The 12,134-nt window shown below is 55.8% G+C and carries 12 protein-coding genes; 4 read left to right on the top strand and 8 right to left on the bottom strand.

The features are described from left to right. Positions 1 to 114: 114 nt before the first annotated feature. The 5 genes from lysS to xerD all read right to left on the bottom strand — a co-directional run bounded on the left by lysS (position 115) and on the right by xerD (position 6,340). On the bottom strand, positions 115 to 1,635 hold the full coding sequence (gene lysS / locus OK409_RS17875; protein ID WP_010248682.1) for a lysine--tRNA ligase: 1,521 nt from the start codon (positions 1,633 to 1,635) through the stop codon (positions 115 to 117). 9 nt (positions 1,636 to 1,644) lie between these two features. Continuing rightward, positions 1,645 to 2,743 (bottom strand): peptide chain release factor 2 gene (gene prfB / locus OK409_RS17870; RefSeq protein ID WP_099257461.1). Its coding sequence is split into 2 segments (ribosomal slippage): positions 1,645 to 2,667 and positions 2,669 to 2,743, totalling 1,098 coding nucleotides; the frame shifts between segments, so codons are not numbered across the junction. A gap of 231 nt (positions 2,744 to 2,974) precedes the next feature. Beyond that, on the bottom strand, positions 2,975 to 4,708 hold the full coding sequence (gene recJ / locus OK409_RS17865; RefSeq protein WP_033769918.1) for a single-stranded-DNA-specific exonuclease RecJ: 1,734 nt from the start codon (positions 4,706 to 4,708) through the stop codon (positions 2,975 to 2,977). A gap of 3 nt (positions 4,709 to 4,711) precedes the next feature. After that, positions 4,712 to 5,425, bottom strand: a complete 714-nt coding sequence (dsbC, locus tag OK409_RS17860) for a bifunctional protein-disulfide isomerase/oxidoreductase DsbC (protein ID WP_010671049.1) — start codon at positions 5,423 to 5,425, stop codon at positions 4,712 to 4,714. A 21-nt stretch (positions 5,426 to 5,446) separates the two neighbouring features. Beyond that, a complete protein-coding gene (xerD, locus tag OK409_RS17855; RefSeq protein WP_010248689.1) occupies positions 5,447 to 6,340 on the bottom strand; it encodes a site-specific tyrosine recombinase XerD in 894 nt (297 codons plus the stop codon). 102 nt (positions 6,341 to 6,442) lie between these two features. On the opposite strand from xerD, the gene fldB reads away from it, so the two are divergent. Then, entirely contained in the window at positions 6,443 to 6,961 is a 519-nt protein-coding gene (gene fldB, locus OK409_RS17850; protein ID WP_010248777.1) for a flavodoxin FldB, read from the top strand. 128 nt (positions 6,962 to 7,089) lie between these two features. Here the strand turns inward: fldB and OK409_RS17845 are convergent, their stop codons facing one another. Then, positions 7,090 to 7,500 carry a protein YgfX gene (locus OK409_RS17845; protein WP_010671050.1) on the bottom strand — a complete coding sequence of 137 codons (411 nt, stop codon included), beginning with the start codon at positions 7,498 to 7,500 and terminating at the stop codon, positions 7,090 to 7,092. Then, positions 7,475 to 7,741, bottom strand: coding sequence for an FAD assembly factor SdhE (sdhE, locus tag OK409_RS17840; protein ID WP_010248781.1), 267 nt, complete (start codon positions 7,739 to 7,741; stop codon positions 7,475 to 7,477). The genes OK409_RS17845 and sdhE overlap by 26 nt, the downstream gene beginning before the upstream one ends. Positions 7,742 to 7,967: 226 nt before the next feature. Here sdhE and ygfZ point away from each other — a divergent pair, with 226 nt between their 5' ends. Continuing rightward, complete coding sequence (ygfZ, locus tag OK409_RS17835) at positions 7,968 to 8,954, top strand: tRNA-modifying protein YgfZ (protein WP_033769915.1); 987 nt, start codon at positions 7,968 to 7,970, stop codon at positions 8,952 to 8,954. A 61-nt stretch (positions 8,955 to 9,015) separates the two neighbouring features. On the opposite strand, the gene trhA is transcribed toward ygfZ, so the two are convergent. Continuing rightward, positions 9,016 to 9,681, bottom strand: coding sequence for a PAQR family membrane homeostasis protein TrhA (trhA, locus tag OK409_RS17830; protein WP_010671052.1), 666 nt, complete (start codon positions 9,679 to 9,681; stop codon positions 9,016 to 9,018). A 169-nt stretch (positions 9,682 to 9,850) separates the two neighbouring features. On the opposite strand from trhA, the gene OK409_RS17825 reads away from it, so the two are divergent. Further along, positions 9,851 to 10,570 (top strand): MurR/RpiR family transcriptional regulator, encoded by a 720-nt coding sequence (locus tag OK409_RS17825; protein ID WP_010248792.1) that lies wholly within the window; start codon positions 9,851 to 9,853, stop codon positions 10,568 to 10,570. A gap of 115 nt (positions 10,571 to 10,685) precedes the next feature. Then, complete coding sequence (locus OK409_RS17820) at positions 10,686 to 12,125, top strand: 6-phospho-beta-glucosidase (protein ID WP_029519408.1); 1,440 nt, start codon at positions 10,686 to 10,688, stop codon at positions 12,123 to 12,125. Positions 12,126 to 12,134: the final 9 nt, after the last annotated feature.

Here is a 12,134-nt window from a genome sequence, read left to right as displayed (position 1 = left end):
CTGACCGTGTTCCCTGTGCCGTGAGTTTATCAGTTGCTGCCAAATTCACTCTGATTCGGCTTTGTCATCACGCTGTCAGGCCTGAAGATCAGGCCTGACAGCGACTCATAACGATTACTTGCTGCCTGGACGCAGTGCCGGGAACAGAATCACATCGCGGATAGTGTGGCTGTTGGTAAACAGCATCACCATACGGTCAATACCGATACCCAGACCGGCGGTTGGCGGCAGACCGTGCTCCAGTGCGGTGACATAGTCTTCGTCGTAGAACATCGCTTCGTCGTCGCCAGCATCTTTGGCATTCACCTGCTGCAGGAAACGCTCAGCCTGATCTTCCGCATCGTTCAGCTCAGAGAAGCCGTTACCGATTTCACGACCGCCAATGAAGAACTCAAAGCGATCGGTGATTTCCGGGTTCTCGTCGTTACGACGGGCCAGCGGAGAGACTTCAGCCGGATATTCAGTGATGAAGGTCGGCTGAATCAGATGCGCTTCAGCGGTCTCTTCAAAGATTTCGGTTACGACGCGGCCCAGACCCCAGCTTTTCTCAACCTTGATGTGCAGTGATTGAGCAATCGCCACCGCTTTATCAAAGTCTTCCAGATCGGCCAGATCCGTTTCCGGACGGTATTTCTTGATCGCTTCACGCATGGTCAGTTTTTCAAACGGCTTACCGAAATCAAACTCCTGCTCGCCGTAAGGCACCACGGTGCTGCCCAGCACATCCTGCGCCAGCGTACGGAACAGGCTTTCGGTCAGCTCGATCAGATCTTTGTAATCCGCATAAGCCATATAGAGTTCCATCATGGTGAACTCTGGGTTATGACGTGGCGAAATACCTTCGTTGCGGAAGTTACGGTTGATCTCGAACACGCGATCGAATCCGCCCACCACCAGACGCTTCAGATAAAGCTCTGGAGCGATACGCAGATACATGTCGATATCCAGCGCATTGTGATGGGTGATGAACGGACGCGCAGACGCGCCGCCAGGGATCACCTGCATCATCGGGGTTTCCACTTCCATAAAGTCGCGGCCCACCATGAACTGGCGAATGCCGGCCATGATCTGCGAACGAATTCTGAAGGTGTTACGCGACTCCTCGTTGGCGATGAGATCAAGGTAACGCTGACGGTAGCGCGTTTCCTGATCGGCCAGGCCGTGGAACTTGTCCGGCAGCGGACGCAGTGCTTTGGTCAGCAGGCGCAGTTCAGAACAGTGAATCGACAGTTCGCCGGTTTTGGTTTTGAACAGTTTGCCGCGCGCGCCCAGGATATCGCCGAGATCCCACTTTTTGAACTGCTCGTTGTAGATGCCTTCAGCCAGATCGTCACGCGAGACGTAAAGCTGAATCCGGCCACCCACATCCTGCAGGGTCACGAAAGAGGCTTTACCCATGATACGACGGGTCATCATACGTCCGGCAACGCTGACTTCGATGCCGAGATCTTCAAGCTCTTCGTTGCTCTTCTCGCCATAGCTCTCATGCAGCTGGTTTGAGAGGCTGTCACGACGAAAATCGTTAGGAAACGCCACGCCATTTGCACGCAGCACGCTCAGCTTTTCGCGACGCGCTTTCAGTTCGTTATTTAACTCAACGGCGGCATCAGCGCTCTGCGGTTGTTGTTCAGACATGTCGGTTCCTTATAACCCTGCTTTTAAACTAGCTTCAATGAATCGATCCAGGTCGCCGTCCAGCACCGCCTGGGTGTTACGCGTCTCTACGCCAGTGCGCAGATCTTTGATGCGTGCATCATCGAGAACGTAAGAACGGATCTGACTTCCCCAGCCGATGTCGGACTTGTTGTCCTCCAGCGCCTGTTTCTCAGCGTTTTTCTTCTGCATCTCAAGCTCGTACAGCTTCGCTTTCATCTGCTTCATCGCCTGATCTTTGTTCTTGTGCTGAGAACGGTCATTCTGACACTGGGTGACGGTACCGGTTGGAATATGGGTAATACGTACCGCAGATTCCGTCCGGTTAACGTGCTGGCCGCCCGCCCCTGACGCGCGATAGACGTCAATGCGCAGATCGGCTGGGTTGATGTCGATATCAATATCGTCATCCACTTCCGGATAGATAAAGGCGGAGCTGAATGAGGTGTGACGACGGCCGCCGGAGTCAAACGGGCTCTTACGCACCAGGCGATGCACGCCCGTTTCTGTACGTAACCAGCCAAAGGCGTAGTCGCCTGACACGCGGATGGTCACAGATTTAATGCCTGCAACTTCACCTTCAGACTCTTCGATAATTTCGGTTTTGAAGCCTTTGGCTTCAGCCCAACGCAGATACATACGCATCAGCATGCTGGCCCAGTCCTGCGCTTCGGTGCCGCCGGAACCCGCCTGCAGATCGATGTAGCAGTCGGCGCTGTCATACTCGCCAGAGAACATGCGGCGGAATTCCAGCTCGCCCAGCTTGCCCTCAAGGACATCCAGCTCGGCAACCGCTTCGTCGAAAGTCTCTTCGTCTTCCGCTTCTACCGCCAGTTCAAGCAGACCCTGCACATCTTCCAGGCCCTGCGACATCTGATCCAGCGTCTGCACGATCGCTTCCAGCGAGGAGCGCTCTTTGCCCAGCGCCTGAGCACGCTCAGGTTCGTTCCAGACATCGGGCTGTTCCAGCTCGGCGTTTACTTCTTCGAGGCGTTCTTTCTTGGCATCGTAGTCAAAGATACCCCCGAAGAACGTCGCTGCGCTCACTGAGGTCCTGAATACGGTTTTTGACCGGGTTGATTTCAAACATGGCTTTAGCGTCTTTCTTATGTTCGATGGGACAGGAAATTTAACGCACAAGTTTACCCGAAACTGGCGGCAGATTGTAGCGCTGAGACAGCGGGCTGATGCCGGGGCGGCGTGACGCGTTGCATTTGCTTATCGGGCTGCGACGACAACCGCTCGCACAGCAGGTTAACGCAGGGAAAAAACAGGCTGACGCGCCTCTGCCGTGACCGGAGACGCGCGCGCCTTATAAAAATCAAAGCGGCCAGATATGGTCAATGATCAGCTGTACCGAGCGGTTACCGCGATACTCATTGATATCCAGCTTATAGGCCAGTTCGACCTGGCGAATGCTGCTGTCGGGCCACAGGGTGGTATCGACATTAAAGGCGATCCCGTCGATCAGCGGACCGCCGTCCAGCGGTTCGACCATCACTTTCAGATGTCGCTCGCCCACCAGCCGCTGTTGCAGCAGCTTAAATTTGCCGTCAAAAGCGGGTTCCGGGAACGCCTGGCCCCAGGGGCCCGCTTCGCGCAGCATCTCAGCGGTCTGCAGCGAAAACTCCTGCGGCTGCAACGCACCATCTGACCAGATGATGCCCTGCAGAGATTCGCCATCCAGCCACTCACCGACCAGATCGGCAAAGCGCTGACGAAACTCCTCGTAGCGTGCGGTTTCCAGTGATAAGCCTGCCGCCATGGCATGACCGCCGAACTTCAGCATCAGGCCGGGATTCAGCGTATCCAGACGCTCCAGCGCGTCGCGCAGATGCAGACCGGCAATTGAGCGGCCAGAGCCTTTCAGCGTACCGTCGCCCGCCGGAGCAAAGGCAATCACCGGACGATGGAAACGCTCTTTCAGACGGGAGGCGAGGATCCCCACCACCCCCTGATGCCATTCGGGATGATAAAAGGCCAGCCCCAGCGGCAGATCGCGCTGCTCACGCTCCAGCGCCTGACACAGCGCCAGCGCTTCGCTCTGCATGCCCTGTTCTATCTCTTTGCGCGTCTGGTTCAGCGCGTCCAGCTCACTGGCTAACATCCGTGCCTGACTGAGATCCTCAGTCATTAACAGCGCCACGCCCACCGACATATCGTCGAGCCGGCCTGCGGCATTGAGCCGTGGCCCCAGCGCAAAGCCGAGATCGCTGGCCGCCATCTGACGCGCATCGCGATTAGCAATCTCCAGCAGCGCCCGGATGCCTGGCCGGCATTTTCCGGCCCGGATGCGGCTGAGTCCCTGCCACACCAGAATGCGGTTGTTGACGTCGAGCGGCACCACGTCGGCAACCGTGCCGAGCGCCACCAGATCCAGCATCTCCGCCAGATTGGGTTCGGTGCGGGTGGCACCAAACCAGCCCTGGGTGCGCAGATGGGCGCGCAGCGCAAGCATCAGATAGAACGCAACGCCCACGCCCGCCAGTGCACGTGAGGGAAAGTTGCAGTCCGGCAGATTGGGATTAACGATCGCCTCAGCGGCTGGTAAGGTCTCGCCCGGCAGGTGGTGGTCGGTAATCAGCACCGGAATCCCGTGCTGATGGGCGCATTCAACGCCGGCGTGGGAGGAGATGCCGTTGTCGACGGTCAGGATCATCGCCGCGCCGCGCGCCCGCGCCTGCTCAACCACTTCAGGGCTGAGGCCATAACCATCTTCAAAGCGGTTAGGCACCAGATACTGCACGTTGCCGCCGCCCATGCTGCGCAGCGCCATGACCGTCAGCGCGGTACTGGTCGCGCCATCGGCATCAAAGTCGCCCACCACCATAATGCGACGCCCATCCAGCAGCGCCTGATGCAGCAGTTCCACTGCGCTCTCAATCCCGCTTAAGGACTGGTACGGCAGCAGGTTTTTCGCCCCGCGCTCCAGCTCTGCCGCGTCGCGCACGCCGCGTTGCAGATAGAGTCGTTTCAGCAGCGGCGGCAGCGTCGCCGGAAGCGCATCGTCAACCGTCACCTCACGGCGACGGAGTTCCACATCCTGTTTTACCACCGATTAACCACCACGCTTCTGATTGTCCAGCACCTGCTTCAGCTCCTGCGGCGACTGATAACCTGGGATCATCATGCCGCTGTCAGTCAGCATCGCGGGCGTGCCCTGAATGCCGAACAGCACGCCAAGTTTATAGTGCTGGGCAATATCGATTTTGCAGCTGTCTGGTGCGGCCATCTTCGGCGCATTGCCTTTCATCGCCTCATCAAACGCTTTATTGCGGTCGGCGCTGCACCAGATCGCTTTCATCGCTGGCTCAATCTGACCATTCAGCCCTTCACGCGGAAACGCCAGGTAGCGCACGGTGATGCCCAGCGCATTGTAGTCCGCCATCTGCTCGTGCAGCTTGTGACAGTAGCCACAGGTGATGTCGGTAAAGACCGTGATCACGTGCTGCTCTTTAGGCGCTTTGTAGACGATCATCTCCGGCACCAGCGCTTCGACTTTTTTGTCCAGCAGCTGGTTGGTGACGTTGACCGGCTGTTTGCCGCTGACGTCATAGAGCGGACCCTGGATCATGTGTTTGCCGTCGTCGGTCACGTAGAGCACGCCGCTTTCTGACAGCACGGTTTTAAAACCCGGCAGCGGTGACGGGCTGATCTCCGTCTGGTTCAGACCGAGCTTTTTAAGTGATTGCTGAATGGCGCTGTCATCGGCCTGTGCGAGACCGGAAAAGGCGCTGGCTAAAAGAGCCAGCATGGCAAAATGCTTGTTCATTTTTGTCCTTATCGCCGCGGTTCAGGCCCGCGGATGGTGTTGTTGATGCAACTGACGCAGGCGCTCAGTGGCGACGTGCGTATAAATTTGGGTGGTGGAGAGATCGCTGTGTCCCAGCAGCATCTGTACGACACGCAGATCGGCACCGTGGTTCAGCAGATGGGTCGCAAAGGCATGGCGCATCACATGCGGTGATAACTTTTCGCTGTCAATCCCCGCCAGCGTGGCGTAATGCTTGATGCGATGCCAGAAGGTCTGGCGCGTCATCTGCTGCGCCCGATTACTGGGAAACATCACGTCCAGCGTCTGACCGTTGAGCAGCCACGGACGACCATGTTCCATATATTGCTCCAGCCAGTAAACCGCTTCTTCACCTAAAGGCACCAGCCGCTCTTTATCCCCTTTACCGATAACCCGGACAACGCCCTGGCGCAGGCTGATGTCACTGAGCGTCAGGCCAATCAGTTCGGAGACGCGCAGGCCCGTGGCGTAGAGCAGCTCCAGCATCGCTTTGTCGCGCAGCTCCAGCGGGATATCGATATTCGGCGCCTGCAACAGTCGCTCGACCTGCGCCTCACTGAGATCTTTCGGTAAACGCTGCGGCAGTTTTGGTGCTGACAACAGCGCGCTGGGATCGTCCGGGCGCAACTTTTCGCGGTAAAGATACTGGAACAGGCGACGCATGGCGCTGAGTAGCCGCGCTGAGCTGGTCGCCTTGTAGCCTCCCTCCAGCCGTTCAGCCAGAAACTGCTGCAGATCCAGCGGCGCCACGCTAAGCAGCGTCAGCTGATGATGCGCCAGCCATCCGGTCAGCGTCTGGAGGTCCTGGCGATAAGAGGAGAGAGTGTTCTGCGCCAGATTGCGTTCAATCCAGAGCGCATCAAGAAACTGTTCTGTCAGATCGCTGTCCTGCACGTTATCTCCGCCGTCTGGTGTAAAATCATGCTCATTATGCCTGATTCAGCAGCGCTTCTGGTACAATTGCGCCAAAGTCAGTATTTACAGAGTGTTATCTGCATGAAAATCGGTCTTTTTTACGGTTCCAGTACCTGTTACACCGAAATCGTAGCGGAGAAAATTCGCGATTTTATTGGCGAAGAGTTAGTGACGCTGCATAACGTGAAAGATGACGACCCACGCCTGATGGAGCAGTACGACTTGCTGATCATGGGCATCCCGACCTGGGATTTCGGTGAGTTGCAGGAGGACTGGGAGGCGATCTGGCCGCAGTTGCCCGCGCTGAATCTGCAAAACAAGATTGTCGCACTGTATGGCATGGGCGATCAGATTGGCTATGGCGAGTGGTTTTTAGATGCGCTCGGCATGCTGCACGATTTGCTGCAGCCGATGGGGGTACGTTTTGTTGGCTACTGGCCGCTTGAAGGCTATGAGTTCACCAGTCCGAAACCGCTGAGTGCCGATGGCTCGCAGTTTGTGGGTCTGGCGCTTGATGATGTGAATCAGTTCGAGGTCACCGATGAGCGCGTTGAGCAGTGGTGCGAGCAGGTGTTAACCGAAACCGCCGGACTGCTCTGACGGCCCTTCTGCCGGTGTCGAACCCTAGCCTGAACAGGTAAGCGGCTTTAACCGCCCTTGCCTGTCATTATTGAACCGCGATACAGGCAGAGGAACGGCTTCAGACGCTCTTGCCTGCACTGCTGCCATTAATGCCGCGCCGGGCTGAAGCAGCAGGCGCGTAACGCCCGCCATTCGCCAGGCTGCATATTGTCCTGCATCAGCCACCAGCGCAGCGTGGCACCCTGTTCGCTCTTCGCCACCAGCAGCACGCCAACGGGTAACCAGCGAAGTGGCTGAGTTGGCCGCCAGCGTTTTCCCTGCCAGATCCAGCAATGGACGCTTTCCCGCTGTAACGTACCGTGCCGTTGAATCAATCGCCAAACGCTGCGCCAGCCCTCAGCCAGCAACAGCAGAATAATCGGCGCTTTAACCAGCCAGCCGCCTGCAGGCAGCGTCATCAGCACCACGCCAGTCACGGCTGCTATCAGCCAGGCGCAGACTAACCCGCACGCCAGGCGAGAGGGCCGTAGCTTACATTGCCACCGGGCCGCGAGCATGGTTACGCTGCTGGATCAGGTTCACCATCCGCTTAAGCTCCGGATCCTTTGGCTCACCGTGATTCATCAGCCAGTTAAACAGATCGGGATCGTCACTCTTTAGCAAATCCACAAAGACCTGCTTATCGGTGTCGCTCAGCGTCTCATACTCAAATTTGAAGAACGGCATAATAGCCACATCCAGTTCCAGCATGCCGCGACGGCAGGCCCACTGAATGCGTGATTTATCATTAATATCCATGCATCAATTTCCACAATTCACAACGTGGCGCCTAGTGTAACCTGGTTTAATGCGGCTCGCAGGCGCAGCGTCGCATGCTGTGCAACCTGCCACATTTCAGGCTGGATCTTTTCAGGGTTATCACGCCTTTTGTGCGCCGTTTTCCGTAAACAGGTTGCATTGCCAGTCGGCTATTTTAACATTAAAGATATTATTCCGGATGAACCTTCTTATACAGGATATCTCCATGCCCACATTTACTTTACCGCCGCGCCAGCCTGCCGCGTCGTCTCGTCTGCCGTTAACCCTGATGTCACTGGATAGCTGGGCGCTGGTTTCCATTACCGGCGCCGACAGCACCTCTTACCTGCAGGGTCAGTTAACGCTGGATGTCGCCGCGCTGGATGCCGACCACCATTCGCTCGCCGCACACTGCGATGCTAAAGGCAAAATGTGGAGCAATATGCGCCTGTTCCATCGCGGTGAAGGCTATGCTTATCTGATCCGTCGTGAGCTGCGCGACATCCAACTGCCCGAGTTAAAGAAATACGCCGTGTTTTCGAAAGTGTCGATGGTGGCTGATGATGAGTCAGTATTGCTGGGCGTGGCCGGTTTCCAGGCGCGCGCCGCGCTGGCAAATCTGTTTGATAGCCTGCCCGACAGCGAGAAACCGGTGGTGCAGCAGGGAGAAACCACGCTGCTGTGGTTTGCCCATCCGGCCGAACGTTTTCTGATTGTCACTTCGCTGGCCCAGGCAGAAGCGCTGAAGCAGAAGCTCAATGACGATGCACAGTTTAATGACAGTCAGCAGTGGCTGGCGCTGGATATTGAAGCGGGCATTCCGGTGATTGATCCCGCCACCAGCGTGCAGTTTATTCCACAGGCCACCAATCTACAGGCGCTGGATGCCATCAGCTTTAAAAAAGGGTGCTATGCCGGTCAGGAGATGGTGGCCCGGGCGAAATATCGCGGCGCCAATAAACGCGCGCTCTACTGGCTGGCGGGTCAGGCAAGTCATCTGCCAGAAGCCAATGCCCCGCTGGAGTTGCAGATGGGTGAACGCTGGCGTCGAACCGGCAGCGTGCTGGCTGCGGTGCAGTTAGATGACGGGATTAGCTGGATTCAGGTCGTGATGAATAACGATCTGGAGCCGGACAGCGTGCTGCGGGTGGAAGGTGATGAAGGCGGACATCTGACCATTCAGCCACTGCCCTACTCGCTGGATGAAAGCTGATTGAGCGTATGGCCCTTCCGCTAAGGGAAGGGCCAGTGCCACAATTCAGAGCAGGCTCAATTCAGCGCACATAAAAGTAGATAGCGCAGAAGTGGCAGAGACTGCCGCCCAGCACGAACAGATGCCAGATGGCGTGATTAAACGGAATACGGCGCGCCACATAGAAAATCACCCCCAGCGAATAGATAATCCCGCCTGTGGCAAGCAGCCAGATGCAGCCCGACGGCAGGATCATCGCCAGCTGATAAACCACAATCAGCGACAGCCACCCCATACAGAGATAGGTCACCAGCGACAGCGCTTTAAAGCGATGTGCAATCGTGAGCTTGAACAGAATACCGGCCAGCGCCAGCCCCCAGATCACCGCCATCAGTCCATACGCCAGCGGCGTCCTCAGCGCGACCAGCAGAAACGGCGTATAGGTGCCGGCAATCAGCAGATAGATGGCGCAGTGATCAAACTTTTTCAGCCAGGGTCTGGCCGGGCCAGCCGGAATAGCGTGATAGAGCGTCGAGGCCAGAAACAGCAGGATCATGCTGCCACCATAGAGGCTGTAACTGATAAAAGTGAGGGTGTCGGCCTGCCTCTCCGTTGCCTGATTGAGCATCAGCACCAGTCCGACGATACCGAACAGGCAGCCAAGACCGTGACTGATACTGTTGGCAATTTCCTCGGCGAACGAATAGCCCGCAGCGTGTTGATGTTTGTGAGAGAGTGTGGGGGTCATAACAGGTTCCTGATCAGCTCCATAGCAGTGATATCGTTATCCAGCGTAGCCAACAATTTTTTCAGTGTACACTTGTACGCTAAAATTATCCTGGTGAAATTCACTATCCCTTAAACCGGGTGATGAATCTGGTAAACTGGCCGCCAGTCAACTGTTCAATGAGTCATTCATGTTTTCGCATAGCGATCTCGCCCGCCTTAACGATCTGGAAATGCAGGTCTATCAGTTCATCATTAAGCACCGCGAAGGCGTCAGCTACATGACGATCCGCGAGCTGGCTGAGCAGGCTGGCGTCTCCACCACCACCGTGCTGCGTTTCTGTCGCAAGATGGGCTGTGAAGGCTGGTCGGAATTCCGCATCCGCCTGCGCTTAAACGAACAGCAAAGTGCGCCAATGCTCAACACGGCGGGCGTCAGTGAAATGCTGAGCTTTTTTAAGAGCATCAATAATCCGGAGTTTGAACAGCTCATCGCTGAGGCCGCGCAGAAGATTAATCAGGCTGAGCGGGTCTTCTTTATTGGCGTCGGCACCTCCGGCAGTCTGGCAAAATATGGCGCACGCTTTTTCTCTAACCTCGGTAAATTCAGCCACGCGATTGACGATCCCTATTATCCGGTCAGTCCCGATCTCTATGAAAACGCCATTGCCATTATTTTATCGGTTTCCGGCGAAACGGAAGAGATCCTGCGCATTGCCAGCCAGTTCAGCCTGAATAAGTGCAAAATCATTGCGATAACCAACACGGAAAGCTGCTCGCTGGCGAAGATCGGTGATTTCAACCTCTGCTACCATGTGCCCATCATCCGTATGGCGGACAATTCCGACATTACGACTCAGGTGCCAGTGACCTATATTATTGAAGCAATCGGCCGCCAGCTGGGGAAATAAAACAGCCTGTTTTTTGGATGTAACAAACGTAATTATTGCCGCGCTGTTATATCGTGACTTTCATTATTGCCTTGCTACACTCAGCTCAATTTCAATATCCGTAATGGGGTGAAGCATGAGTGCAGAATTGCAGTTACCAAAAGGCTTTCTTTGGGGCGGAGCGGTGGCAGCGCATCAGGTTGAAGGCGGCTGGGATCAGGGCGGCAAAGGCGTCAGCATTGCTGACGTGATGACTGGCGGTTCACACGGCGTTGACCGGGTGATCACCGACGGCGTGCAGCCGGGTCATTTCTACCCGAACCACAAGGGTGTGGAGTTTTACTCCCACTACAAACAGGATGTCGCGCTGTTTGCCGAGATGGGCTTCAAATGTTTCCGAACCTCGATTGCCTGGACCCGTATCTTCCCTAACGGTGACGAGCAACAGCCCAACGAAGCGGGCCTGCAATTCTATGACGACCTGTTTGATGAACTGCTGAAGTATGGCATTGAACCGGTCATCACCCTTTCGCACTTCGAAATGCCTTATCACCTGGTCAAAGAGTATGGCGGCTGGCACAACCGCAAAGTGGTCGACTTCTTTGTGCGCTTCAGCGAAGTGGTGCTGAACCGTTATAAAAGCAAAGTGAAATACTGGATGACCTTCAATGAGATCAACAACCAGCGTAACTGGCAGTATCCGCTGTTTGGTTACTGCTGTTCAGGCGTGATCTTTACCGAACATGAGAAACCTGAACAGGCGATGTATCAGGTGATGCACCACCAGTTTGTTGCCAGTGCAAAAGTGGTGAAACTCGGCCACGACATCAATCCTGATTTTCAGATTGGCTGCATGATCGCCATGGTGCCGGTCTATCCCTTCTCCTGCCACCCGGACGATGTGGTGCTGGCGCAGGAATCGATGCATCAGCGCTATGTGTTCAGTGACGTGCAGATGCGCGGCTACTATCCGGCCTACACCCTGAAAGAGTGGGCGCGCAAGGGTTACGACATTCAGATGGAAGCGGATGATGCCGAGACGCTGCGCCAGGGCTGTGCAGACTATGTCGGTTTCAGTTACTACATGAGCAACGCAGTGAAGACCGATGCCAGCGGCGTTGACGATCCGATCACCGGCTTTGAAGGTGTGGTGAAAAACCCGCATGTGAAAGCGTCAGACTGGGGCTGGCAGATCGATCCGGTTGGTCTGCGCTACGCCATGAACGAGCTGTATGAGCGTTACCAGAAGCCGCTGTTTATTGTTGAAAACGGCTTTGGTGCTATCGATAAGCCAAACGCCAATGGCGTAATTGAAGATGATTACCGCATCGACTATCTGCGTGCGCATATCGAAGAGATGAAGAAAGCTGTGGCGTACGATGGTGTTGAATTAATGGGCTATACGCCGTGGGGCTGCCTCGATTGCGTCTCGTTTACCACCGGCCAGTACGACAAACGTTACGGCTTTATTCATGTGAATAAAAACGATGATGGCAGCGGCGATTTTTCTCGTGGGAAGAAAAAGAGTTTCAGCTGGTATCAGCAGGTTATCGCCAGTAACGGCGAAAACCTGTAAGTCATCACG

Origin of the sequence: Pantoea sp. RG18, from assembly GCF_025910075.1 — a bacterium.
In the GTDB taxonomy this organism is placed as follows: Bacteria; Pseudomonadota; Gammaproteobacteria; order Enterobacterales; family Enterobacteriaceae; genus Pantoea; species Pantoea agglomerans.
Note: the sequence above shows the minus strand (reverse complement) of the source record. Positions and strands in the feature narration are given on the sequence as shown.

Coding starts and splice junctions, on each gene's coding strand:
- lysS (WP_010248682.1), bottom strand. CDS start 1,635: ATGTCTGAACAACAACCGCAGAGCGCTGATGCCGCCGTTGAGTTAAAT.
- dsbC (WP_010671049.1), bottom strand. CDS start 5,425: ATGAACAAGCATTTTGCCATGCTGGCTCTTTTAGCCAGCGCCTTTTCC.
- fldB (WP_010248777.1), top strand. CDS start 6,443: ATGAAAATCGGTCTTTTTTACGGTTCCAGTACCTGTTACACCGAAATC.
- OK409_RS17845 (WP_010671050.1), bottom strand. CDS start 7,500: ATGCTCGCGGCCCGGTGGCAATGTAAGCTACGGCCCTCTCGCCTGGCG.
- sdhE (WP_010248781.1), bottom strand. CDS start 7,741: ATGGATATTAATGATAAATCACGCATTCAGTGGGCCTGCCGTCGCGGC.
- ygfZ (WP_033769915.1), top strand. CDS start 7,968: ATGCCCACATTTACTTTACCGCCGCGCCAGCCTGCCGCGTCGTCTCGT.
- trhA (WP_010671052.1), bottom strand. CDS start 9,681: ATGACCCCCACACTCTCTCACAAACATCAACACGCTGCGGGCTATTCG.
- OK409_RS17825 (WP_010248792.1), top strand. CDS start 9,851: ATGTTTTCGCATAGCGATCTCGCCCGCCTTAACGATCTGGAAATGCAG.
- OK409_RS17820 (WP_029519408.1), top strand. CDS start 10,686: ATGAGTGCAGAATTGCAGTTACCAAAAGGCTTTCTTTGGGGCGGAGCG.